The 22,743-nt window shown below is 58.3% G+C and carries 22 protein-coding genes; 10 read left to right on the forward strand and 12 right to left on the reverse strand.

Annotated elements, in window-relative coordinates:
* Positions 1–6: 6 nt before the first annotated feature.
* On the forward strand, positions 7–834 hold the full coding sequence (nadE, locus tag EKN38_RS11640) for an ammonia-dependent NAD(+) synthetase (RefSeq protein ID WP_014831532.1): 828 nt from the start codon (positions 7–9) through the stop codon (positions 832–834).
* A gap of 149 nt (positions 835–983) precedes the next feature.
* Positions 984–1,862 carry an excinuclease Cho gene (gene cho / locus EKN38_RS11645; protein ID WP_014831531.1) on the forward strand — a complete coding sequence of 293 codons (879 nt, stop codon included), beginning with the start codon at positions 984–986 and terminating at the stop codon, positions 1,860–1,862.
* Here the strand turns inward: cho and ves are convergent.
* The 7 genes from ves to EKN38_RS11680 all read right to left on the reverse strand — a co-directional run bounded on the left by ves (position 1,840) and on the right by EKN38_RS11680 (position 9,537).
* Positions 1,840–2,397 (reverse strand): environmental stress-induced protein Ves, encoded by a 558-nt coding sequence (gene ves / locus EKN38_RS11650; protein ID WP_046887849.1) that lies wholly within the window; start codon positions 2,395–2,397, stop codon positions 1,840–1,842. The genes cho and ves overlap by 23 nt on opposite strands.
* Before the next feature lie 287 nt (positions 2,398–2,684).
* Positions 2,685–3,176: an ATP-independent periplasmic protein-refolding chaperone Spy gene (spy, locus tag EKN38_RS11655; RefSeq protein ID WP_014831529.1), complete on the reverse strand. Its 492-nt coding sequence runs from the start codon at positions 3,174–3,176 to the stop codon at positions 2,685–2,687.
* A gap of 337 nt (positions 3,177–3,513) precedes the next feature.
* On the reverse strand, positions 3,514–4,479 hold the full coding sequence (gene astE, locus EKN38_RS11660; protein WP_014831528.1) for a succinylglutamate desuccinylase: 966 nt from the start codon (positions 4,477–4,479) through the stop codon (positions 3,514–3,516).
* A 10-nt stretch (positions 4,480–4,489) separates the two neighbouring features.
* Positions 4,490–5,815, reverse strand: a complete 1,326-nt coding sequence (gene astB / locus EKN38_RS11665; protein ID WP_014831527.1) for an N-succinylarginine dihydrolase — start codon at positions 5,813–5,815, stop codon at positions 4,490–4,492.
* Positions 5,802–7,289 carry a succinylglutamate-semialdehyde dehydrogenase gene (gene astD, locus EKN38_RS11670; protein ID WP_014831526.1) on the reverse strand — a complete coding sequence of 496 codons (1,488 nt, stop codon included), beginning with the start codon at positions 7,287–7,289 and terminating at the stop codon, positions 5,802–5,804. Before astD ends, astB begins: the two co-directional genes overlap by 14 nt.
* Positions 7,286–8,320 (reverse strand): arginine N-succinyltransferase, encoded by a 1,035-nt coding sequence (astA, locus tag EKN38_RS11675; RefSeq protein ID WP_014831525.1) that lies wholly within the window; start codon positions 8,318–8,320, stop codon positions 7,286–7,288. The genes astD and astA overlap by 4 nt, the downstream gene beginning before the upstream one ends.
* Positions 8,317–9,537 (reverse strand): aspartate aminotransferase family protein, encoded by a 1,221-nt coding sequence (locus tag EKN38_RS11680; RefSeq protein WP_126522081.1) that lies wholly within the window; start codon positions 9,535–9,537, stop codon positions 8,317–8,319. Before EKN38_RS11680 ends, astA begins: the two co-directional genes overlap by 4 nt.
* 433 nt (positions 9,538–9,970) lie before the next feature.
* Here EKN38_RS11680 and xthA point away from each other — a divergent pair, with 433 nt between their 5' ends.
* The 6 genes from xthA (at position 9,971) to EKN38_RS11710 (ending at position 16,146) form a co-directional block, all read left to right on the forward strand.
* Positions 9,971–10,777 (forward strand): exodeoxyribonuclease III, encoded by an 807-nt coding sequence (gene xthA / locus EKN38_RS11685; RefSeq protein ID WP_013097033.1) that lies wholly within the window; start codon positions 9,971–9,973, stop codon positions 10,775–10,777.
* A gap of 6 nt (positions 10,778–10,783) precedes the next feature.
* Entirely contained in the window at positions 10,784–11,467 is a 684-nt protein-coding gene (locus tag EKN38_RS11690; RefSeq protein ID WP_046887843.1) for a TVP38/TMEM64 family protein, read from the forward strand.
* Between the two features lie 15 nt (positions 11,468–11,482).
* Positions 11,483–12,643, forward strand: a complete 1,161-nt coding sequence (locus EKN38_RS11695) for an ABC transporter substrate-binding protein (protein WP_394349992.1) — start codon at positions 11,483–11,485, stop codon at positions 12,641–12,643.
* Positions 12,616–14,145 carry a thiamine ABC transporter permease gene (locus EKN38_RS11700; protein WP_014831521.1) on the forward strand — a complete coding sequence of 510 codons (1,530 nt, stop codon included), beginning with the start codon at positions 12,616–12,618 and terminating at the stop codon, positions 14,143–14,145. The genes EKN38_RS11695 and EKN38_RS11700 overlap by 28 nt, the downstream gene beginning before the upstream one ends.
* Entirely contained in the window at positions 14,145–14,765 is a 621-nt protein-coding gene (locus tag EKN38_RS11705; protein WP_014831520.1) for an ATP-binding cassette domain-containing protein, read from the forward strand. Before EKN38_RS11700 ends, EKN38_RS11705 begins: the two co-directional genes overlap by 1 nt.
* A 73-nt stretch (positions 14,766–14,838) precedes the next feature.
* Positions 14,839–16,146 (forward strand): sulfurtransferase, encoded by a 1,308-nt coding sequence (locus EKN38_RS11710; protein WP_014831519.1) that lies wholly within the window; start codon positions 14,839–14,841, stop codon positions 16,144–16,146.
* Here the strand turns inward: EKN38_RS11710 and EKN38_RS11715 are convergent.
* Together EKN38_RS11715 and EKN38_RS11720 are read right to left on the reverse strand one after the other, a co-directional pair.
* Entirely contained in the window at positions 16,143–16,760 is a 618-nt protein-coding gene (locus EKN38_RS11715) for a CDP-alcohol phosphatidyltransferase family protein (protein WP_126522083.1), read from the reverse strand. The genes EKN38_RS11710 and EKN38_RS11715 overlap by 4 nt on opposite strands.
* Positions 16,753–17,322 carry a carboxymuconolactone decarboxylase family protein gene (locus EKN38_RS11720; RefSeq protein WP_014831517.1) on the reverse strand — a complete coding sequence of 190 codons (570 nt, stop codon included), beginning with the start codon at positions 17,320–17,322 and terminating at the stop codon, positions 16,753–16,755. The genes EKN38_RS11715 and EKN38_RS11720 overlap by 8 nt, the downstream gene beginning before the upstream one ends.
* A 75-nt stretch (positions 17,323–17,397) precedes the next feature.
* Between EKN38_RS11720 and EKN38_RS11725 the strand changes: the two genes are divergently transcribed.
* Positions 17,398–17,814: a pyrimidine (deoxy)nucleoside triphosphate diphosphatase gene (locus EKN38_RS11725; protein ID WP_014831516.1), complete on the forward strand. Its 417-nt coding sequence runs from the start codon at positions 17,398–17,400 to the stop codon at positions 17,812–17,814.
* On the opposite strand, the gene EKN38_RS11730 is transcribed toward EKN38_RS11725, so the two are convergent.
* The gene (locus tag EKN38_RS11730) at positions 17,774–18,046 is read right to left on the reverse strand and encodes a YnjH family protein (RefSeq protein WP_013097042.1); all 273 of its coding nucleotides are present in this window, start codon (positions 18,044–18,046) and stop codon (positions 17,774–17,776) included. The genes EKN38_RS11725 and EKN38_RS11730 overlap by 41 nt on opposite strands.
* 228 nt (positions 18,047–18,274) lie before the next feature.
* On the opposite strand from EKN38_RS11730, the gene gdhA reads away from it, so the two are divergent.
* Positions 18,275–19,618 (forward strand): NADP-specific glutamate dehydrogenase, encoded by a 1,344-nt coding sequence (gdhA, locus tag EKN38_RS11735; RefSeq protein ID WP_014831515.1) that lies wholly within the window; start codon positions 18,275–18,277, stop codon positions 19,616–19,618.
* Positions 19,619–19,687: 69 nt separating this feature from the next.
* Here gdhA and EKN38_RS11740 read toward each other — a convergent pair whose 3' ends face one another.
* Entirely contained in the window at positions 19,688–21,595 is a 1,908-nt protein-coding gene (locus EKN38_RS11740; RefSeq protein WP_023620725.1) for a DNA topoisomerase III, read from the reverse strand.
* 4 nt (positions 21,596–21,599) lie between these two features.
* Positions 21,600–22,643 (reverse strand): selenide, water dikinase SelD, encoded by a 1,044-nt coding sequence (selD, locus tag EKN38_RS11745; RefSeq protein WP_014831513.1) that lies wholly within the window; start codon positions 22,641–22,643, stop codon positions 21,600–21,602.
* Positions 22,644–22,743: the final 100 nt, after the last annotated feature.

Below are 22,743 nucleotides of genomic sequence, written 5' to 3' on the forward strand. Positions count from 1 at the left end.
GGCGTGATGGCTCTGCAACACGAGATTATCCAGGCGCTGGGCGCGAAGCCTGCGGTAGATGCTAATGAAGAGATCCGCCGCAGCGTGGATTTTTTAAAATCGTACTTAAAAACGAACTCTTTCCTGAAATCTCTGGTGCTGGGCATCAGCGGGGGCCAGGATTCAACGCTGACCGGTAAACTCTGTCAGATGGCAATCTCAGAGTTGCGCGAAGAGACCGGGGATGAATCCCTGCAGTTTATCGCCGTACGTCTTCCGTATGGCGTGCAGGCGGACGAACAGGATTGTCAGGATGCTATCGCCTTTATCCAGCCTGACCGCGTGCTGACGGTCAATATCAAAGGATCGGTGCTGGCGAGCGAACAGGCGCTGCGCGAAGCGGGCATTGAGCTGAGCGATTTTGTGCGCGGCAATGAAAAAGCGCGCGAACGTATGAAAGCGCAGTACAGCATCGCCGGCATGACCAAAGGCGTGGTTGTCGGGACCGATCACGCGGCGGAAGCCATCACCGGCTTCTTCACCAAATACGGCGACGGTGGCACCGACATTAACCCTATCTTCCGTTTGAACAAGCGTCAGGGTAAACAACTGCTGGCTGCGCTGGGCTGTCCGGAGCATTTATACAAGAAAGCGCCAACGGCGGATCTGGAAGACGATCGCCCTTCCCTGCCGGATGAAGCGGCGCTCGGTGTGACCTATGACAACATCGATGATTATCTGGAAGGCAAGAAACTGGACGAGAGTATCGCGAAGATTATCGAAGGCTGGTATCTGAAAACCGAGCACAAACGCCGCCCACCCATTACCGTGTTTGACGATTTCTGGAAGAAATAGAAGCAAAACGGTAACCCAGGTTACCGTTTTTAATGTTTGCGCCCTCTCCCGTGGGAGAGGGTTGGGGTGAGGGCATCAGGCCACCCGGCTCTTTTTTAACCACCCCACACCTGCTACACTGTATACCTGAACAGTATATGGAGTGGTATGTGAGCAGGCGTCAATCTGCCCCGCGTCTTGAGTTTGAAGCGGCGGCTATCTATGAATATCCCGAACATCTCCGCCCCTGGCTTGAGGAATTGCCTAAACAGCCAGGCGTGTACATCTTTCATGGCGAAAGCGACACCCTGCCGCTCTATATCGGCAAGAGCGTGAATATTCGCAGCCGGGTGCTGTCCCATCTGCGCACGCCGGACGAAGCCGCCATGCTCCGTCAGTCGCGACGCATCAGCTGGTATCCGACCGCGGGAGAGATGGGGGCGCTCTTACTGGAAGCCCGGTTAATTAAAGAGCAACAGCCGCTGTTTAATAAGCGTCTGCGCCGCAATCGTCAGCTCTGCTCGCTGCAGATAACCGCGGGCAAACCGCAGGTTGTCTATGCGCGCGACGTCGATTTTTCCCATGCACCGAATCTGTACGGCCTGTTCGCCAACAAACGTGCTGCGCTACAGGCGCTGCAAACGCTGGCGGACGAGCAGCAGCTTTGCTACAGCCTGCTGGGGCTGGAGGCCACCACCCGTGGACGCGCCTGTTTCCGCTCTGCGCTCAAGCGCTGTGCGGGTGCCTGCTGCGGCAAAGAGAGCCTGGAGGAACATCACGCCCGGCTTCTTGGCGGGCTGGCGGCCATCAGCGTGAACTGCTGGCCATGGGAAGGCGCTGTTGCGCTAAAAGAAGTGGGAGAGACAATGACGCAGTACCACATCGTCCATAACTGGTTCTGGCTGGGTGCAGTCGATAACCTGCAGGAGGCCGCCACCCTGTTGCGCACACCCGCCGGCTTCGACCATGATGGCTACAAAATTCTCTGTAAGCCCGTGCTGACCGGCGAGTTTGACGTTATTGTGCTCAGTGACCAGGCAGCCAGTTGATTTCGCTGAATAATAACGTGCCCTGTGATTCCAGCAAACGGAGGGTATGGGTTCCCTCCTCCCAGCTCGCGCCCTGATCGGCCGTCAGCAATTTATCCCCCAACTGCCACGCACCGCTTAACACGAATACCACACCGCCACGTGAACCAAAGGTGGTAAAGGTACGGTCAGCCACCCGCACTTTCGCCTGGCAGCAATCCCGCCGGGTCATGATGTTGAAGTCCATCGACATCTGACCTTCGGTGAGCAGCGCTTTTACGGGCTGATCGCCGGAAAAACAAAAGGGCTGATGGTGCTTCAGGGTATGGCAAAACGCCTGACCGGCATCCAGCGTCACCTCTCCCCCTTCCAGCAAGGTAATCACCCGATCCACACCCGGAAAAGAGGAAAACTCGCCATTACTGGCGATGGTCGCAATGCTGGCACGCCAGAAAAAGTCGCGCGTCGCGGGAGGAAAACAACAAATTTCGCGCGTCTCACCAGCACCATTACGCCAGAGACTGACCGGCATCTTACGGATATCAAAGAACTCCATCACCACTCCTGAATGGCGCAACGAGCGCCAGGGCAAGGATATCGCTATCGTTGCTGTCTTGTTTGTTATGGTTGAATAGTCACAGACGTATTATCGGCAGCAGAGTGGGCAGGCCTTAGCGGGACGTGGATAAAAATCTAACGTCATGAATTCTCTGAAGCGATGTGAGGAGAATACCGCGCCTGTTGCGGCAGACAAGAGGGTAAGAAAGAAAAAACCGCCGGTCCTGTCCACAGCGTTTGCGCTTTTGTAGACAGGATCCCGGCGGTCTTAAGAGGGTGAACCGATTATTCGGTTGGTGCTGGCATTTTACCTTCCATTGCCGGACGTTCTGTCAGACGCTTCTCAAAATTGGCATTAAATTGTTTTTTCTGTTCCGGCGTCAGAATGTTGTAGATCTTGTTCTGGGTTTCCATATGAGCCAGCATGCGTGCTTTATGCTGCTCAGCCATTTTGTCGATCTGCGCTTCGGCTTTGGCCTTATCGAAGCTGTCGCTGGCGATGATGTCATGCATCGCGCGGCGCTCTTCCAGCGGAGGACGTTTCATCTGGTCACGCTGGCTTTTCATGATGTCGCGGATCTGCTGTTTCTGTGCATCCGTGAGGTTCAGATCTTTGAACATCATCATCTCGTGCATACCCGGCTTGCCTTTGTGATGCATCATCATTTTGCCTTCAGCAGGCGCGGCAGTCGTGGTTGCGGTATCTGCGGCGAACGCCATGCTGGTAGCGCCCAGAGCCAGGGTAGAAGCAACAAACAGTGCAGTAAACTTACGCATAATTTATTTCCTTACTTTCAGTTATTCTTCGGCGCTATGCCGTGTTGACGAGATTAACTTTACGGGGTTTATCGTCAATTAGTCAGAGCAACGGTAAAACAATGAAAGTGTAAAAAACAAATTTTCGCCAAATATGGAGGAAATAAGGATAAAGCATGGAGAGTTGCAACAAAAATATGCAACAGACTGATTATCAAGAGATTGTGCAGAAGTATAACCAACTACCGATTAATAATAAAGCAATAATCCAGGAATATTCCGCAAAGAAAATGCGATCGCCTTAATCGCTAAGAAAATAGTTTTAAATTTCCCCTCCTGCAGACAGGAGGGGAAACGATCAGGACACTTTTTCCAGCATCAGCCCGGCACGCAGACCAAAGGCCACCGACGGGTTGGGGAACAGCACATACTCGGTGGTTTTCTGCACCTCATAGCGCTCGTCACCATCCTCCGCCAGTAATACCCCTTTGCGAAACGGCGTAAAATTGAGCGTGTGGGCCGCCATGTGAAGCTGGAAAGCTTCGCTGCGGCGGGTGATCTGCTGCACTACCCGATAACGCTCGACGGGCTGGCTGGTATGCTCCGGCACGGTACCGCCCAGCAGCGCCCGCAGCGCAAGATGCGTCGGGGCAAAGCGCGTGAGATCGTTTTGCCCAAACGGCAGCGCTTTTCCCAGCTCCAGCGTGCAGGCCAGCGCACCGAAGCGTTCACAGGTGAAGTGGGTAAAGGTGCCCCCCGGCGACTGGTGAAAGACCAGCGCTTCCAGCCCCGCATCCCCCAGCCAGCGCAGAAAGTCTTCATCCCAGGACTGATTCCGCTGCGGCAGCACGCCAAAGCGCACGTGATACGAGGCACGGATCGCCGTATGCAGATCGAGATGCCAACGCGATGGTCCCGCGTCGGTGAAAAAGTGAGTGACGATCTGCTCCAGCCACTGCGCCCGTGCCGTTTCATCACTCGGCGGGAATTGCGACCAGCGGCCACCGAACATGCGGTTAATATCGCTCACCAGATAGCGTTTGTTTTGCGCCAGCGCAGTCGGGTTCCCCAGAACCACCAGCAGGCGGCAGTGCAGCGCAATCTCCCCGCGATACAATGCGCGCAGCAGCAGGTCGACAATTTCCACGGGTGCCGTTTCATTGCCGTGAATGCCGGTTGAAAGCACAAGCGACTGTTCACTCTTCGCGGTCGGCGTCAGCTCAAGCACGCCGCGTCCCAGCCATTGCCAGTGGAATGAGGGGCCGTCCCCCTCACTCTGCTCAGGCGTTTCGTCTGCCAGCGTCAGCGCCAGTAAATTCTCCATAGCCTCTCCTTTAGCGCTGGAACGGGTAAACCGGGCCCAGCTGCAGGATTGAGGTTAACGCGTCCAGCGCCTCGCGGCCTTCGCGCAGCAGCTGCGGGTCAACCAGATCGGCCTGCGTTAACCGGTCGCGATAGTAGCGGTCCACCCAGTCGTTCAGGGTGTTAAATAGTGTCTCATTCATCATCACTGCCGGGTTAACGGCCTGCATTTCATTGGGCGTAAGTACCACGCGCAGACGTAAACAGGCCGGACCGCCCCCGTTCGCCATGCTCTCGCGCAGATCAAAGACGCGCAGCTCCGCAATCGGGTTGTCGGCTTTCACCAGTTCCGTCAGATAACGCCACACCCCCTGGTGATCCCTGGACTCTTGCGGCAACACCAGCATCATGCTGCCATCGTCCCGGCTCAACAGCTGGCTGTTAAAGAGATAGGTCTCAACCGCATCCTGCACGCTCACCGCCTGGGTCGGTACCTGAATCGGCATAAAGCCGGGCACGCGTTCATGCAGCGTGGCGAGGAGTTTCTCCTGATGGGCGAACGCCTGCTCGTGGCAGAACAGAACCTGACGGTTAGAGACGGCAATCACGTCGTTATGGAACACGCCCTGGTCGATCACATGCGGGTTCTGCTGGGCAAAAATCACCTGTGACGGATTGACCTGATTCAGACGCGCCACGGCCTGGCTTGCCGCCAGCGTCTGTCGGGCCGGGTAGCGGGTGGGCGCAGAATGGCCGCCCTCTTCCCGCCCGTAAATAAACAGCTGTAACCCCGGTTCACCGTAATCGCCGCCCAGGCGGTTATGGTTGGCAGCACCTTCATCACCAAACATCGCCACCTGCGGCAGAGCCGGATGGACAGCAAAATGGGCGTCATTATGGAATATGGCGCGCAGCACGCGCTCCGTGGTCTCCGCTTCGGTGGCGCGGTGGAATTTGTTGTTCAGGTTCGCCACCGTCAAATGGACCTTGCCATCCAGCGTATCGGCAGAGGGTGCGACGGTCGCTGCGTTGGCCACCCACATTGAGGAGGCAGAACTCGCCGCCGAGAGCAGGTGTGGCGTCTGCGTTCCCGCTTTTTCGACCACCTGCTCATCCGTACCGCTAAAACCAAGCTGGCGTAACACCGCCACGTTTGGACGCTCCTGCGGCGGGATCACCGCCTGCGGAAAACCCGCGTCCGATAACGCCTTCATTTTCAGCAGCCCCTGCTTTGCCGCCAGTTTCGGGTTGGAAACCTGAAAACGATGCTTCGTCGAGGCTTCATTACCAAAGGAGAGCCCGGCATAGTGATGCGTCAGCCCCACCAGTCCGTCAAAATTCACTTCACGCGCTTTCATGGCGTTCTCCCTGACTAAAGTCCAGACCCGGGCTCAGCGTGTCCGGCAACGTCAGCGCAGCTGTTTCCAGGCTCGCCATCGGCCACGCACAGTAATCCGCTGCATACCAGGCGCTGGCACGATGGTTGCCGGATGCGCCTACGCCGCCAAACGGTGCGGTACTCGCGGCTCCGGTCAACGGTTTGTTCCAGTTAACAATCCCGGCGCGCGCTTCGAGCAACAGCTGATCAAACTTCTCGCGCTGCGGCGAAATCAGACCGCTCGACAGGCCGTAGCGGGTGTTGTTGGCCATCGCAATGGCGCTGTCAAAATCGTCATAGCGCCAGACGCACAGCAGCGGCCCAAAGACCTCTTCATCCGGCACGTTGCTCGTCCCGCTCATCTCAACAATGCCCGGCGTCAGCAGCGACGTGCCCGGCTGAACCTGCTTCGGCTCCAGCAAGGTTTTCGCGCCGCGTGAGACATGGTCCTGCCAGGCTTTCAGAACGTTTAGCGCCGCCTGTTCGGAGATCAGCCCGCCGATAAACGGCTGCGGGTCGGCATCCCACGTCGCAGGCACCAGACGCGCGCTCACCTCAACCAGACGCCTGAGGAACGCATCGCCCTGCGCCCCGCGCTTCACCAGCAGACGACGCGCACAGGTGCAGCGCTGGCCGGCAGTAATAAAAGCCGACTGGATGGTCAGATGCACGGCCGCATCGATATCATCCGGATCTTCAACAATAAGCGGGTTGTTGCCGCCCATTTCCAGGGCCAGAATTTTTTCCGGCTGCCCCGCCAGCTGGCGATGCAGCTGATAGCCCGTTCCGGCACTGCCGGTAAACAGCAGGCCATCAATATCACTCAGCGCGCTCAGCGCCTGGCCGGTTTCACGCCCGCCCTGCACCAGGTTCAGCACGCCCGGCGGTAGCCCCGCCTGCTCCCAGAGCTTCACCACCACCTCACCGGTCAGCGGCGTTAATTCACTCGGTTTGAAAATGACGGTATTTCCCGCCAGCAGCGCCGGCACAATATGCCCATTTGGCAGATGCCCCGGGAAATTGTAAGGGCCAAACACCGCCAGCACGCCGTGGGGGCGATGGCGCAGCGTGGCCGCGCCGTCAGCCATTTCGGTATGCTGCTCACCGGTACGGATATGGTACGCCTTCACCGAAATGGCGATTTTGTTGATCATCGCCGTCACTTCGGTCGCCGCTTCCCAGCGTGGCTTGCTGGTTTCCAGGGCGATCGTGCGGGTCAACTCGGTTTTGTTCGCTTCCAGCAGAGACGCAAACTTTTCGACAATCCCCTGGCGCACGGTGAACGGCTGTTTCGCCCACGCCGGAAACGCGCGGCGCGCGGCGTGGCACGCCTGTTCGATCTGCCCGGCGCTGGCATCATTCCCCTTCCAGAGCACCTCGTTGCCGACCGGATTGGTCTTCACGCGCTGTTCGCCTTCGCCCGTTACCCAGTCACCGTTGATCCATAAAGTCATGCTGTTTTCTCCTCAGGGCAGAGTCGTACCAGGCGAACCGTATCGCCGGCATTACATTTCAGGGCATCCAGTTCTGCCGCCGTCAGCACCAGACGTTCACATTTCGGGTTGGTACGCACCAGCATGGCGCGGAAGTTGGTGTAATTTTCGTTCGCCACCAGGCACGCTGGCCAGTCACCCGGCGCGGGCTGACCTTCAGAGACGTCAACCAGTCGGCTTTTACGGATCGCGCGCACGCGGTCGATATCGCACTCCAGCGTCGGCCCGCCGTCAAAGATGTCGACATAGTTACGGTAGCGGAAGCCTTCTTTCTCCAGCACCGCGCGGGCAGGCGCAGTTTGCGGATGGACTTCGCCAATCACCGCCTGTGCTTCCGGGGTTAAGAAATGGGTATAGATAGGGTGTTTCGGCATCAGCTCAGCGATAAACGCTTTCTGCCCGGTGCCGCACAGATAGTCTGCCCGGCTGAACTCCATTGAGAAAAAGCGTTCGCCCAGGCTCTCCCAGAACGGTGAGTAACCTTTGTCGTCGATCACGCCGCGCATCTCGGCCACCACCTTTTCGTTAAAACGATCGCGGAAAGCGGCCATAAACATAAAGCGCGATTTGGAGAGCAGATACCCGTTGCCCTCTTTACGCCACGCCGGGTCAAGGAACAGCGTGCAAAGCTCGCTGGCACCGGTGTGGTCATTACAGAGAAACAGCGTCGGCAGCGCGTTGTAGACGTTCAGCTCTTTCGAGGCATGAACCATAGTGCCCACGCGGTAGTTGTACCATGGGTCGTTAAGGCCGACGGCCACTTCGATGGCGCAGATCCCGGCCACGGTCCCCGTATCGGTATCTTCCAGCACGAACACATAGCCCTGTTCGCTTTTTGGCAACGTCCCCTGCCAGGTTTGCAGGGCGCGCTCAATGCGCGCCGACAGCGTTTTTTCATCGGCAGGAAGCGAGGTCAGCCCGCCCCCCGTCTTACCGGCAAGCTGCATGAGCCCGGCGAGATCGCCGCGCTCAACGGGACGGATGACCATCATGATGACACCCCGGATTTCACACGTTCACAGGCCAGCGCAAAATGGTCTAAACCGGTGCTCACCTCTTCCTCGCTGACAATCAGCGCAGGGGCAAAACGCACCACGTTGGCACCGGCAATCAGCACCATCACGCCCTGTTTCGCCGCTTCCTGTGAAATAAGTTTAGCTTTTCCGGCAAACTCCGGCGTCAGTTCGCAGCCAATTAACAGCCCCAGGCCGCGAATCTCTTTAAACAGACCGGTCTTGCTGTTAATGGCGTTCAGACGCTCCACAAACCAGTCGTGACGCTGTTTAACCCCCTTCAGCACTTCCGGGGTATTGATGATATCCAGAACCTGTCCGGCCACGGCCGTTGCCAGCGGGTTACCGCCATAGGTGGTGCCATGCGTGCCCACGACCATTACGCTGGCGAATTTATCGGTGGTCAGCATCGCGCCAATCGGGAAGCCGCCGCCCAGCGCTTTCGCCGTTGAGAGAACGTCCGGCGTCACACCGTAGTGCATATACGCATACAGCTCACCGGTACGGCCTACGCCGGTCTGTACTTCGTCGAAAATCAGTACCGCGTTATGACGATCGCACAGTTCGCGCAGCCCCTGCAGGAATGCTTTCTGGGCGGGCAGCACACCGCCTTCCCCCTGCATTGGCTCGACGATCACCGCGCAGGTGGTGTCGTTAATCAACTCGCTGGCAGACTGCAGATCGTTATACATCCCGTGGCGGATATCCGGCGGCAGCGGCGCAAAGTCCTGCGAGTAGGACGGCTGGCCTCCTGCGCTGACGGTAAAGAGCGTACGGCCATGGAACGCGTTCTTAAAGGCCACAATCCCGCTTTTATGCACCCCGAATTTATCGTGCGCATATTTGCGTGCCAGCTTCAGCGCCGCTTCGTTCGCCTCCGCGCCCGAGTTACAGAAAAAGACTTTCTCCGCAAAGGTCGCGTCGATCAGTTTTTTCGCCAGACGCAGCGCCGGTTCGTTGGTATAGCCATTACCGGTATGCCAGAACTTCGCCGCCTGGTCGTTTAACGCCTGGCGCAGCGCAGGGTGTGCATGGCCCAGCGCATTCACCGCGATCCCCCCTGCAAAGTCGATATACTCTTTGCCCTGCTGATCCCACAGGCGCGAGCCTTCCCCACGTACCGGAATAAAAGCCGCCGGAGCGTAAACCGGCATCATCCATTCATCGAAATTTTCACGCGTAATTGACAGAGACATAGCGACCTCATCCGGTAAATAAAAAGTTATTTAGATGTTAAATAATTGGGTGTTTGCACTGTGAATGTAGATTGCACGCTTCGTGCCAGCCAGCGATAAAAATGCATAAACGGGAGTGAGCAACAGAATATCAATAGGTTACGACATGGAGTTATTCACTATTACTGCATAATAAGTGAATATTTTTACGATAAGCGGCGCTTTGCCGCATGAAAATAAGAAAGAGTATGCAGAGGCCAAATATAATTCTGGAATTGTGATCGCTCGCGAAATTTATTGTCCATTTACGCCCTCTTAAGGGGCGAAGCGCGTCAGAATGGTGCAAATATTGCACCGTTGGCATTATCTGTCGCAGTTATTGGTCAATCCCCATAACAGGCGACGCAAATTCTGCTACCATCCATGCACTATTCACCTTGCACTGGCAGCGACTATGAAATTTGTCTCTTTTAATATCAACGGCCTGCGTGCCCGCCCTCACCAGCTTGAAGCGATTGTTGAACAACATCAGCCTGATGTGATCGGCCTGCAGGAGACAAAAGTTCACGACGATATGTTCCCCCTCGAAGAGGTGGTGAAACTCGGTTACAACGTTTTTTATCATGGGCAGAAAGGCCATTACGGCGTTGCCCTGCTGACCAAAGAGACGCCGGTTTCCGTCCGCCGCGGCTTCCCGGGTGATGGCGAAGAAGCGCAGCGCCGGATCATCATGGCGGAAATTCCTTCAGCGCTCGGCAACATTACAGTGATCAACGGCTATTTCCCGCAGGGAGAGAGCCGTGACCATGAGACCAAATTCCCGGCAAAAGCGAAGTTTTATCAGGATCTGCAGGATTACCTGACCACCGAACTGAAAAAAGAGAATCCGGTGCTGATCATGGGCGACATGAATATTAGCCCGACCGATCTGGATATCGGCATTGGTGAAGAGAACCGCAAACGCTGGTTGCGCACCGGTAAATGTTCGTTCCTGCCGGAAGAGCGTGAGTGGATGGATCGCCTGCTGAGCTGGGGTCTGGTGGATACCTTCCGCACGGCCAACCCGGATACCCAGGATCGCTTCTCGTGGTTTGATTACCGCTCAAAAGGCTTTGACGACAACCGCGGGCTGCGCATAGACCTGCTGCTGGCCAGCTCCCCGCTGGCAGAACGCTGCATTGAAACCGGGATCGACTACGATATCCGCAGCATGGAAAAACCGTCGGACCACGCGCCGGTATGGGCGAAATTCAAGCTGTAACCCCGTGTGAACATTCGAAAAATTGTCTTACTGTGCGCCCTGCTGGGCGCCTTTATGCTGACGTGGCTCACTCTTCCTCCGGGCACGCTCTCTCTTGAAACCGTCAAAACGCATCAACAGACGTTGCTCGCCTTTGTCGACGACTCCCCCCTGCAAAGTGCGCTGTTCTTTTTTGCGCTCTATGTGGTGGTTTCCGCCTTGTCTATCCCCGGTGCCGCGATACTGACCCTGCTGGGCGGCGCGCTGTTTACGCTGTGGGAAGGGACGCTGCTGGTGTCGTTTGCCTCCACGCTCGGCGCCACGCTCGCGATGCTCGCCAGCCGTTATCTGCTGCGCGACTGGGTTCAGCGACGGTTTGCCCAACAGATGAAAACGGTGAACGCCGGGATGACGCGTGACGGCGCAGGGTATCTTTTCGCCCTGCGCATGATGCCGTTGTTCCCGTTTTTTCTGGTCAATCTGCTGATGGGGCTGACCCGCATTGGGGTGCGCCGGTACTGGTGGGTCAGCCAGCTCGCCATGTTGCCCGCGACGGTTATCTTCCTCAACGCCGGCCGCGAGCTGGGGAAAATCACCTCGCTGCGCGATATTCTGTCGCCGGGCATGCTGTTAGCCTTTACACTACTGGGGTTATTACCGCTGGTGAGCCGATGGCTGTTTTCCCGACTCCCCTCTTCGTTTAAAAAGTGAGGCATTATGCGCCGTGTGCGTTTTTGCGCGTTTCTGACCGGTCTGCTGCTGACCGCCCCTCTGTGTGCCGCCGACAACTGGCACGTTATCCAACAACAGGCCAAAGGCCAGACCGTCTGGTTTAACGCCTGGGGAGGCGATCAGGCGGTGAACCGCTACCTCGACTGGGTCAGCGGTGAGATGAAAACGCACTACGCCATCAACCTCAACATTGTCCATCTGGCCGATGCGGCGGACGCGGTAAAACGGATCCAGACAGAAGCCGCCGCAGGGCGTAAGACCCACGGTTCAGTCGATCTATTGTGGGTTAACGGTGAAAATTTCCGCACGCTGAAAGAGGCTAACCTGCTGCAAACCGGGTGGGCGCAGACGCTGCCTAACTGGCGCTATGTCGATACAAACAAACCTGTCACGGAAGATTTCGCCCTGCCAACCGAGGGCGCAGAATCTCCGTGGGGTGGCGCGCAGCTCACCTTTATCGCCCGCAAAGCGAGCATGCCGACTCCGCCGTCAGATCCGCAGGCATTACTGGCCTGGGCGCAGCAGCATCCGGGTAAAATCAGCTATCCCCGTCCGCCAGATTTCACCGGCACCGCGTTTCTTGAGCAGTTGCTTTTGACGCTCACTTCCCGGCCTGATGCGCTGAAACGCGCGCCCGATGACACCTTTGCGCAGGTTACCGCGCCGCTCTGGGACTACCTCGACAGACTCCACCCGCTGCTGTGGCGAGAAGGAAAAGATTTTCCGCCTTCTCCTGCGCGGATGGATACCCTGCTTGCCCGCGGCAGCCTGGACCTGTCGCTAACCTTTAACCCGGCACATGCACTGCAAAAAGTGGCCAGCGGTGAACTGCCATCCGACAGCTACAGCTTTGGTTTTCGCAACGGGATGATCGGTAACGTTCATTTTGTTGCCATCCCGGCGAACGCCAGCGCCAGCGCGGGGGCGAAGGTGGTTGCCAATTTCCTGCTCTCACCTCAGGCGCAGATCCGCAAAGCCGACCCGGCTATCTGGGGCGATCCTAGCGTACTGCAGGCGAACACGCTGCCCGCAGATGAAGCAAAACAGCTTCAGGCCCACACGCCACAAGGGCTTCCGCGGATGCTTGCGGAGCCGCACGCTGCCTGGGTTAACGCGCTGGAGCAGGAATGGCTGCGTCGTTACGGCACCCGCTGAGCGCACTCATCTGGCTGGCGATGGTGGCAGTTTATCTGCCGCTTGTTCCCGCCAGCGCCATGCTGCTGATCCCGGCCATGTCGGCGGAAAACTGGCAACGTCTGTTTGATGATCCGCAGATCCCGCAGGCGCTTGCCGCCACGCTGGTATCCACGTTGATTGCCACTCTCGGCGCCCTGTTTATCGCCCTGATTTTCGTCACCACGCTGTGGCCCGGCGAGCACTGGCGTCGTCTGTGTACCCGTTTGCCGTGGCTGCTGGCCGTTCCCCACGTTGCCTTCGCCACCAGCGTGTTGCTGACCTTTGCCGAAGGCGGTCTGTTTTATCAGCTCTGTACGCGCTGCTCCCCGATGTTGGATCGCTACGGGATTGGGCTGGGGCTGACCCTCGCCGTCAAGGAGAGCGCCTTCGTGCTGTGGGCGATATACGCGGTGTTACCTGAAACCCGACTGGCCTGCCAGAATGTCGTGTTGCAGACCCTGGGATACGGGCGGCTCCAGCGGCTGTGCTGGCTGGTGATCCCGGAGATCGCCCCGGCGCTGGGTGCCACAATGCTGGCGGTGCTCGCCTGGTCCCTCTCTGTTGTGGATGTCGCCATCATCCTGGGGCCGGGGAATCCTCCTACCCTGGCGGTACTGGCCTGGCAGTGGCTGACGCAGGGCGACGTGCAGCAGCAAACGAAGGGAACCCTGCTCTGCCTGCTGATGCTCGCGCTGCTGGCCGTGCTTTCGGCGCTGGGGTTCGGTATCTGGAAGGCGTGGCGTCGCACGTTGCCTGCGCTGACAGGGGTGCGACGCACGTTACCCCTCGCGCCGCCCGCCCGTATGCTCAGCGGAATCCTCCCCGCATGCGGCATGCTTTGCGCCGGAGTGCTGCTGATGCTGGCCCAGTGGGATGATGTTAGCGCCGTGTGTGCCAGCTTATCGTTCGGCCTGCTCGCCAGCCTGATCGCCCTGATCATGATACTGCTCTGGCTGGAATGGGGGCCGCGGCGTGGTGCGCTGTGGGTCTGGCTCCCGCTCGCCCTTCCTGCGCTGCCGCTAGTCTCCGGGCAATACAAGGTGGCGTTATGGCTGGATATCGACGGGCAGTACGCCGCCGTGCCCTGGAGCCATCTGCTGTGGGTGTTACCGTGGATGTTGCTGATACTGCAACCCGCCTGGCGGCGCATCGATCCGCGGCTTCTCCTCACGGCCAGAACGCTTGGCTGGCGGCGGACAAAAGTCTTCTGCCTGATCAAATGTCCCCTGCTGTTTCGCCCCGCGCTGCTGGCGTTTGCAACCGGCTTTTCGGTCAGCATGGCGCAATACATGCCAACACTCTGGCTCGGCGCGGGGCGTTTCAGCACCCTTACCACCGAAACCGTGGCGCTCAGCAGCGGCGGCAGCATCCCGATTCTGGCTAACCGGGCGCTGTGGCTGCTGTTGGTGACAGGGGCCGTCTTCGGCGTTGCCGCACTGTTATCCCGGCTCGCGGGCCATTATCGACGAGGATTACGTTAATGCTGAAGGTCAACAATCTCACCATTGCGCCGCTGTTCCGTGAAATTAACTTTTATGTTCCTCGCGGTGAAATTGTCACCCTGATGGGCCCGTCCGGCAGCGGGAAATCGACCCTGTTTTCATGGATGGTTGGGGCACTGTCTGACGACTTTCAGGCGCAGGGTGAGCTGTGGCTTGACGATCGCCGCTGTGACGGGCTGCCTGTCGAGCAACGTGGGATCGGTATTCTCTTTCAGGACGCCCTGCTGTTTGACCAGTACAGCGTCGGGCAAAATTTGCTGCTGGCGTTACCGGCGCGGATCACCGGGCGCGCACGCCAGGAAGGGGTGCAACGGGCGCTGGACTCAGCCGGGCTAAATCACCACTATGCCAGCGATCCGGCCACGCTGTCCGGCGGGGAGCGTGCCAGGGTGAGCCTGCTGCGGGCTCTGCTTGCCGAGCCGCAGGCGTTGTTGCTGGATGAACCGTTTAGCCGCCTGGATAAATCACTGCGGTCGTCCTTTCGGACATGGGTGTTTGATGCCCTGCGCGCACGTGATATCCCGGTGGTGCTGGTCACGCATGACGAGGAAGATATTCCGCCGGGTGGAGAGGTGATTGAGATTTCTCGCTGGCAATAATGTGCTAACGCAATGTTTTACCTTTCAGGAGAGACGACAATGCCCCCCTCTTTTACTGACGTCAGGTTATTCGATGAAACGTGTTTCTCAACTGACCGCGCTGGCCCTGCTTTGCGGCCTCGCCTCACTCTCTTGCATGGCCGCTGATATGCCACACTCGCTCACACTGGCTCAGCTCCAGGAACAGCACGGCGCGGCGATCGATACCCGTGCCAGTGCGTTTTATAACGGCTGGCCGCAAACGCTGAGCGGCCCCTCCGGGCACGAGCCCGCCGCGCTTAACCTCTCCGCTACCTGGCTGAGTGCGATGAGCGACGACCAGATTGCCCGCTGGGCAAAACAGCATCAACTTACCCCCACAACCCCCCTCGCCCTCTACGGCAGTGACGCGGATAACCAGGCGGTGAGCGCCCGGCTCAGAAAAGCCGGCTATACCCGGATTTCACTCCTCAGCGATGCCCTACAGGCCCCCGATCGTCTGCAGCGCCTGCCGCACTTTGAACAGCTCGTTTATCCGCAGTGGATCCACCAGCTTTCGCAGGGTAAACCGGTGACCGCCGCCCCGGCCGGTGACTGGAAAGTGATTGAAGCTGCCTGGGGTGCGCCGAAGTTCTATCTGCTGAACCACATTCCCGGCGCGGGTTATATTGATACCAATGAAGTGGAAAGCGAGCCGCTGTGGAATAAGGTTTCTGACGACAAACTGAAAGCGATGCTGGCAAAACACGGGATCCGTCACGATACCACCGTCATTCTGTATGGTCGCGATGTCTATGCCGCCGCCCGCGTGGCACAAATTATGCTCTACGCGGGCGTGAAGGACGTGCGTATTCTTGATGGTGGCTGGAAAGCGTGGTCAGAGGCCAACCTGCCGGTGGAAAGAGGGATGCCTGCTGATGTCAAACCCGCCCCCGATTTCGGCGCGCCGATCCCCGGTCAGCCACAGCTGATGGTCGATATGGCGCAGGCGCGCGGGATGCTGCATCGCCAGGATGCTTCGCTGGTCAGCATTCGCTCGTGGCCGGAGTTTACTGGCGAAACCAGCGGCTACAGCTACATCAAACCCAAAGGTGAAATTGCCGGGGCCCGCTGGGGTCATGCCGGAAGCGATGCCACCCACATGGAAGATTTCCATAACCCGGACGGCACCATGCGCAGCGCCGATGACATCGCCGCCATGTGGAAAAGCTGGAACATCCTGCCGGAACAGCACGTGGCCTTTTATTGCGGTACCGGCTGGCGAGCTTCTGAGGGCTTTATGTATGCCCGGGCGATGGGCTGGAAAAACGTCGCCGTCTATGACGGTGGCTGGTACGAATGGAGCAGCCACCCGCAAAACCCGGTGTCGTCTGGCGAACGCGGACCCGACAGTTCGCGCTAGGGCGTGAGTGAGCGTAGCGTCAGACACCCGCTCCAGATGCGCGTTGTGGTGGTCAGCCAGCACAACGCGCCAAATACCCACGCGAGAAGCGTGAAGTGCGCCGGAAACAGGCAGCACAACACAAACAGCACGATGGTCTCCGTCCCTTCCGTTAATCCGCCGATATAGTAAAACGACTTGTGCGCATAGCCGGGGTTATCGATATTGTGTTTCGCCGCCAGTGCAGCAAAGGCCAGAAAGCTGCTGCCGGTTCCGATAAAGGCGAACAGTAGCCAGGCCGCGGCCAGCGCATTCTCTGCGGGAGCCGCGAGGGCGAAACCAAACGGCACCAGCGCGTAGAACAAAAAATCGAGCGCGATATCCAGAAACCCGCCCGCATCCGTCAGCCCTCTGCGGCGTGCCAGTGCGCCGTCCAGGCCATCCAGCAGGCGATTAACCACAATGGCGACCAGGGCCGCCGGATACCAGCCAAGCGCCAGAAACGGTAGCGTCAGCACGCCTGCGGCAAATCCGGTCAAGGTTAAGCCATCGGGCGTGATGCCGGGTTTATCCAGCCAGGAGGCCAGCCGGTTAAGGGCGGGCTTTACCCGGGGATGAATATGTCGATCAAGCATGCGGCTTTCCTTTAAACGTGTCGCACAGCCCCTGCGCCGGGAAATCAAGGGCGGCATTAAAGCGGGCCGAAAGGTTTTGAAACGCAATCAGCGCCGTCATTTCACTAATCGTCTCATCGGTATAAAGGCGTTTGAGCTCGCTTTTGAGCGCCTCATCCACCTGCGGCGGCGTGGCGGTCACGGCCTCCCCATAGGCCAGCGCCGCGCGCTCCTGTTCATTAAAAAGCGCAGCGTCACGCCACTGGCTCACGGCCTGCACTTTATCCAGCGCGCCCGCGCGTTCGGCCAGACGTAGACTGTTGGCATCAATACAAAACGCACAGTGACAGAGTTGCGATACCCGCGTCATCAGCAGCGAGCGCAGCACCGGCGTCAGGCGGGCGTTGCGTCGCTCCAGAAACCCGATAAACAGCGCCACCAGCCAGAACAGGCGCGGCATGCGTCCCCACCAGCGCGTGGGGTTAAGCACTGCGCCAAAATGTTTTTTCTGCATGGCGGCAATCGGTTTGAGGCTGGCGGGAAGGGATTCAACCGGGGCAACCCAGGTGGATGTCGCTTTCACGTGATTCTCCTGATGACTGGACTCCTGGAAAGGGCACGATAATATGGTGTTTTTCGCTAACAAGTATTGACGACCATGCTGAAAACACTCGATGTCGTTGCGGCAATCATCGAAAAAGACAATAAAATTTTACTGGCGCAGCGCCCCATGCATGCCGATCAACCGGGGATGTGGGAATTTGCTGGTGGAAAGGTGGAAGCCGGAGAAACGCAGCCCGAGGCGCTGATCCGCGAGCTGCAGGAGGAGCTGGGGATCCACGCGCAACCGTCGCACTACGTCGCAAGCCACCAGCGGGAAGTGTCACAGCGGCTTATCAATTTGCACGCCTGGCACGTTCCCCACTTCAGCGGTGAGCTAACGGCGCACTACCACAGCGCCCTGGTGTGGTGTACGCCTGAAGAGGCGTTTGACTACCCCTTAGCCCCGGCGGATATTCCGCTGCTGGAAGCCTTTATTCTTTTACGCGACGCCAGACCAGCGGGTTCGTGCTGATGGTGCGTTCATCGCGCTGGCACTGCAGCAGGATGCCGTCCGCTTTCACTACCGCCCCTTCTGAGTAGTTCTGATCCTGATAGATGCAGCACTGGTTACAGGGCTGCGCTCTCTGGCCGCTGGAGCTAAAGACCTCCGGCGGGACGTTCACTTCCACATCCGGGCGAATGCGGTCAGCCTGCGCGCCAGCGCTCAGCATCAAACATAACGCGGTCATCACGTAACGGTTCATAGACTTCTCTTCCTGTTGTGTCCTGATAATGACTATAACGGTTAATCATCGCGGAACCTTTAATTTATCTCGTCATCGCTTTTGGTTATGACGCCGCACAGGTCATTAATTTCCCTTTCGACATAAATTTCTGCTTGCTTCGCAAAGCGGTACGGGTGGTATAGTCAAAAAAACAACACAAATCGTATAAGACACATACGGAAATTATCATAAGAGGTTCTTATATCTATGGATCAGACACGCACTCTGGAAAGTTTTCTCACCCATGTTCAGCAGCGCGACCCGCATCAGAGCGAGTTTGCGCAGGCCGTACGTGAAGTAATGACCACCCTGTGGCCCTTCCTGGAACAAAACCCGCGTTATCGTCAGATGTCTTTGCTTGAGCGCCTCGTCGAGCCTGAGCGCGTGATCCAGTTCCGCGTGGCGTGGGTGGACGACCGCAATCAGGTGCAGGTCAACCGCGCATGGCGCGTGCAGTTTAACTCGGCCATCGGGCCGTTTAAGGGCGGGATGCGCTTCCACCCTTCAGTGAACCTGTCGATTTTGAAATTCCTTGGCTTTGAGCAGACCTTTAAAAACGCGCTAACTACCCTGCCGATGGGCGGCGGTAAAGGCGGCAGCGATTTTGATCCGAAAGGCAAAAGCGAAGGCGAAGTGATGCGTTTCTGCCAGGCGCTGATCACCGAGCTTTATCGCCACCTTGGCCCGGATACCGACGTCCCTGCCGGTGATATCGGCGTAGGCGGGCGTGAAGTGGGCTTTATGGCCGGAATGATGAAAAAGCTCTCAAACAACAGCGCCTGCGTCTTTACCGGCAAAGGACTCTCCTTCGGCGGCAGCTTGATCCGCCCGGAAGCGACCGGCTACGGTCTGGTCTATTTCACCGAAGCGATGCTGAAACGCCACGGCTTAGGCTTCGAAGGCATGCGCGTTGCAGTCTCCGGCTCCGGTAACGTGGCGCAATATGCCATCGAAAAAGCAATGCAGTTTGGTGCCCGCGTGGTCACCGCGTCTGATTCCAGCGGTACCGTCGTGGATGAAGCCGGCTTCACGGCTGAGAAACTGGCGCGTCTGTGTGAAATCAAAGCCAGCCGCGATGGCCGCGTGGCCGATTATGCCCGCGAGTTTGGTCTGACCTATCTTGAGGGTAAACAGCCGTGGGGCGTGCCGGTGGATATCGCCCTGCCGTGTGCAACCCAGAACGAACTGGACGTTGAAGCCGCCCGCACCTTAATCGGCAATGGCGTAAAAGCGGTAGCCGAAGGGGCAAATATGCCAACTACCATCGAGGCGACCGATCTGTTCCTGGAAGCGGGCGTACTGTTTGCACCGGGAAAAGCCGCCAACGCCGGCGGCGTGGCAACGTCCGGTCTGGAGATGGCGCAAAACGCCGCGCGTCTGGGCTGGAAAGCAGAGAAAGTGGATGCCCGTCTGCACCACATCATGCTGGATATTCACCACGCCTGTGTAGAGTACGGCGGCGAGGCCTCGCAAACCAACTACGTGCGTGGTGCGAATATCGCCGGGTTCGTGAAGGTGGCGGACGCGATGATTGGGCAGGGTGTGATTTAAGGTTTATCGTGCGGCCGGGTGCCCTCACCCCGGCCCTCTCCCACAGGGAGAGGGAAAAAAAAGGGGGTGTCAGGCCGCGCTCTTTTTCTTTTTAAACGGTTTCTTCGCACCACCACCCGGTGCCACCATTCCTCTGAACCGCTTCACCGGCGTGCTGCGCGCCTGATCGATCAGCTGATACAGCGTCCCCACCAGCGGCTGCATAAAGTCCTGATAGCGGCACTGTTTCTCGCTGATCTGCGTCAGCACCGATTCCCAGTGCGCCGTCATATCCGGCCTGGCAGCCAGCTCCGGCAGGGAGTGGATTAATGCCCTGCCTGGCTCGGTGGAGTGAATATAGCGCCCTTTTTTCTCCAGGAAGCCGCGTTTGAACAGCAGCTCGATGATCCCCGCGCGGGTTGCTTCGGTTCCCAGTCCGTCAGTGGCGCGCAGGATCTTTTTCAGCTCTTTGTCCTGCACAAAACGGGCAATTCCGGTCATGGCGGAGAGCAGCGTCGCATCGGTGAAATGACGTGGTGGCTGCGTCTGGCGCTCTACCACTTCCCCTTTCTCACACAGCAGTTCGTCGTCTTTAGCCACCACCGGCAGCGGAGTACCGTCGTTCTCTTCGTCACGCTCTTTGTTGCCAAGCAGCGTGCGCCAGCCCGCTTCCGCCAGAAAACGTGCTTTGGCAATAAATTTGCCTTTGGCGATCTCCAGCTCAATGACGCACTTGCGGAACACCGCGTCCGGGCAGAACTGCATCAGATACTGACGCGCGATCAGGTTATAAACCTTCGCTTCGTTCTCCGTCAGGTTGACGTTGCTGGCCCGCGCCGTCGGGATGATCGCATGGTGGGCATCGACTTTTTTATCGTCCCAGCAGCGGTTATGGGTATCCGGGTTGACGACCGGCTGCGGCAGCAGATCCGGCGCATGCACGCTGATGGCGTTCATCACCGCGTGGCGTCCGGCAAAGTGCTCTTCAGGCAGGTAGCGGCTGTCTGAACGCGGATAGGTGATGAGCTTGTGGGTTTCGTAGAGCTTCTGGCAGATATCCAGCACGTTCTGCGCGCTCAGGCCAAAGCGCTTCGCGGCCTCAATCTGCAGGGCAGAAAGTGAAAACGGCAGCGGTGCGGGTTCGGATTCCCGTTTATCGTTATAGCTGGTGACGATGGCAGGTTGACCGGTGATCCGGTTGACCACGTGCTCCGCCAGCGGACGGTGCAGCAGACGCCCTTCTTCATCCTGATACGATTCGCAGGCATCACTCGGCTGCCAGACGGCGGTAAAACGCTCCTCTTTCGGGGTAACGATGTGCGCTTTCACTTCGAAGAAATCTTTGGCAACGAAGTTTTCAATTTCCTCATCGCGGCGCACCACCAGCCCCAGCACCGGCGTTTGCACGCGGCCAACGGAGAGTACCCCCTGATAACCGGCATTCCGCCCAAGGATCGTGTAGGCGCGGGTCATGTTGATCCCGTACAGCCAGTCTGCGCGCGCGCGGGCCAGCGCGGACACGCACAGCGGGATAAACTCGCTGTTGGCGCGCAGGCGCGAAATCGCCCGCTCCACCGCCTGCGGGTTGAGGTCGTTAATCAGGCAGCGCTGCACCTGCTGGCGTTTTTCCGGCGCCAGCTCCAGATAGTCCAGCACTTCATCCACCAGCAGTTGTCCTTCCCTGTCCGGGTCACCAGCGTGGACAACTTCAGACGCTTCATGCAAAAAGCGCTTAATGACGTTGAGCTGTTTGGTGACGGAGGGGCGCGGTTGCAGGCGCCATTTTTCCGGCACGATCGGCAGATCGTTGAGGTTCCAGCGGGCATAGCGGCTGTCGTAGACGTCCGGCTGTGCCTGCTCAAGCAGGTGACCAATGCACCAGGTGACCACCTGCCCGTTACCGCATTCAATAAAGCCGTCGCCTTTGCGATGCGGCTTCGGCAGCACATCGGCGATGGCACGGGCCAGACTCGGCTTTTCGGCAATAAACAACCGCATCGAATTAACGGATCTCAATCATCGGTCGGCCACCGCGCGCGGTCACCAGCTCGCCGATCGCCGTCAGGGTAATACCAAACTCGGCGGCCGTAGCCTGCACCTCAGCTTCTGACTCCGGCGTGACCGCCAGCAGCAGGCCACCCGAGGTTTGCGGATCGCACAGCAGGTTACGCCACTCTTCAGGCATTTCGCCCATCAGATGACCATAGCTGGCAAAGTTACGCTGAGTACCGCCCGGCACGGCGCCCTGGGCAATGTACGCTTCCACGCCTGGCAGCTTCGGCACGTCCTGATACCAGACCTGCGCCTGCACACCCGCGCCCTGACACACTTCAGAGAGATGCCCCAACAGGCCAAAACCGGTGACGTCGGTCATCGCCTTCACGCCGTCGATATTGGCGAAAGCGGCACCGGCCAGGTTCATCTGGCACATCACTTCCGTTGCCAGACCTTTGTGTTCCGGTTTCAGCAGGGATTTTTTCTCGGCGGTGGTCAGCACGCCAATGCCCAGTGGCTTGGTGAGGAACAGCTTGCAACCCGCCTGCGCGGTGCTGTTGCGTTTGACGCGCTCGGTTGGCACCACGCCCGTGACCGCCAGACCGAAGATCGGCTCCGGCGCATCAATAGAGTGACCACCGGCCAGGGCGATCCCCGCCTGCTGGCAGGCAAAGCGTCCGCCCTCAATCACCTGGCGGGCTATTTCTGGCGCAAGGGTGTTGATCGGCCAGCCCAGAATCGCAATCGCCATAATCGGTTTACCGCCCATCGCGAAGATATCGCTGATGGCGTTGGTCGCCGCGATGCGCCCGAAATCGAACGGGTTATCGACAATCGGCATAAAGAAGTCAGTGGTACTGATAATGCTGGTGCCGTTACCCAAGTCATAAACCGCTGCATCGTCACGCGTTTCGTTGCCGACAAGCAGGTTCGGGTCGACAAACTTCGCCTGCTCGCTGTGCAGGATGGTTTCCAGCACTTTGGGGGAAATTTTACAACCGCAACCGGCTCCGTGGCTGTATTGCGTTAAACGAATGGTTTGCTCGCTCATGGACATCTCCTGTCAATGCAATCGCGCTATGGTAGCGCTCATTCCTTAAAGAGGTAAGTATGACTGTCTGAATTCTGCGGCAGATGCTCAGAATCCAGAC

Origin of the sequence: Enterobacter sp. WCHEn045836, assembly GCF_003965585.1 — a bacterium.
In the GTDB taxonomy this organism is placed as follows: Bacteria; Pseudomonadota; Gammaproteobacteria; order Enterobacterales; family Enterobacteriaceae; genus Enterobacter; species Enterobacter dissolvens.

Excerpts from the sequence above, each read along its gene's own strand:
- nadE (WP_014831532.1), top strand. The coding sequence starts at position 7 with ATGGCTCTGCAACACGAGATTATCCAGGCGCTGGGCGCGAAGCCTGCG.
- ves (WP_046887849.1), bottom strand. The coding sequence starts at position 2,397 with ATGGAGTTCTTTGATATCCGTAAGATGCCGGTCAGTCTCTGGCGTAAT.
- spy (WP_014831529.1), bottom strand. The coding sequence starts at position 3,176 with ATGCGTAAGTTTACTGCACTGTTTGTTGCTTCTACCCTGGCTCTGGGC.
- astE (WP_014831528.1), bottom strand. The coding sequence starts at position 4,479 with ATGGAGAATTTACTGGCGCTGACGCTGGCAGACGAAACGCCTGAGCAG.
- astB (WP_014831527.1), bottom strand. The coding sequence starts at position 5,815 with ATGAAAGCGCGTGAAGTGAATTTTGACGGACTGGTGGGGCTGACGCAT.
- astD (WP_014831526.1), bottom strand. The coding sequence starts at position 7,289 with ATGACTTTATGGATCAACGGTGACTGGGTAACGGGCGAAGGCGAACAG.
- astA (WP_014831525.1), bottom strand. The coding sequence starts at position 8,320 with ATGATGGTCATCCGTCCCGTTGAGCGCGGCGATCTCGCCGGGCTCATG.
- EKN38_RS11680 (WP_126522081.1), bottom strand. The coding sequence starts at position 9,537 with ATGTCTCTGTCAATTACGCGTGAAAATTTCGATGAATGGATGATGCCG.
- xthA (WP_013097033.1), top strand. The coding sequence starts at position 9,971 with ATGAAATTTGTCTCTTTTAATATCAACGGCCTGCGTGCCCGCCCTCAC.
- EKN38_RS11700 (WP_014831521.1), top strand. The coding sequence starts at position 12,616 with ATGGCTGCGTCGTTACGGCACCCGCTGAGCGCACTCATCTGGCTGGCG.
- EKN38_RS11705 (WP_014831520.1), top strand. The coding sequence starts at position 14,145 with ATGCTGAAGGTCAACAATCTCACCATTGCGCCGCTGTTCCGTGAAATT.
- EKN38_RS11710 (WP_014831519.1), top strand. The coding sequence starts at position 14,839 with ATGAAACGTGTTTCTCAACTGACCGCGCTGGCCCTGCTTTGCGGCCTC.
- EKN38_RS11715 (WP_126522083.1), bottom strand. The coding sequence starts at position 16,760 with ATGCTTGATCGACATATTCATCCCCGGGTAAAGCCCGCCCTTAACCGG.
- EKN38_RS11725 (WP_014831516.1), top strand. The coding sequence starts at position 17,398 with ATGCTGAAAACACTCGATGTCGTTGCGGCAATCATCGAAAAAGACAAT.
- EKN38_RS11730 (WP_013097042.1), bottom strand. The coding sequence starts at position 18,046 with ATGAACCGTTACGTGATGACCGCGTTATGTTTGATGCTGAGCGCTGGC.
- gdhA (WP_014831515.1), top strand. The coding sequence starts at position 18,275 with ATGGATCAGACACGCACTCTGGAAAGTTTTCTCACCCATGTTCAGCAG.
- EKN38_RS11740 (WP_023620725.1), bottom strand. The coding sequence starts at position 21,595 with ATGCGGTTGTTTATTGCCGAAAAGCCGAGTCTGGCCCGTGCCATCGCC.
- selD (WP_014831513.1), bottom strand. The coding sequence starts at position 22,643 with ATGAGCGAGCAAACCATTCGTTTAACGCAATACAGCCACGGAGCCGGT.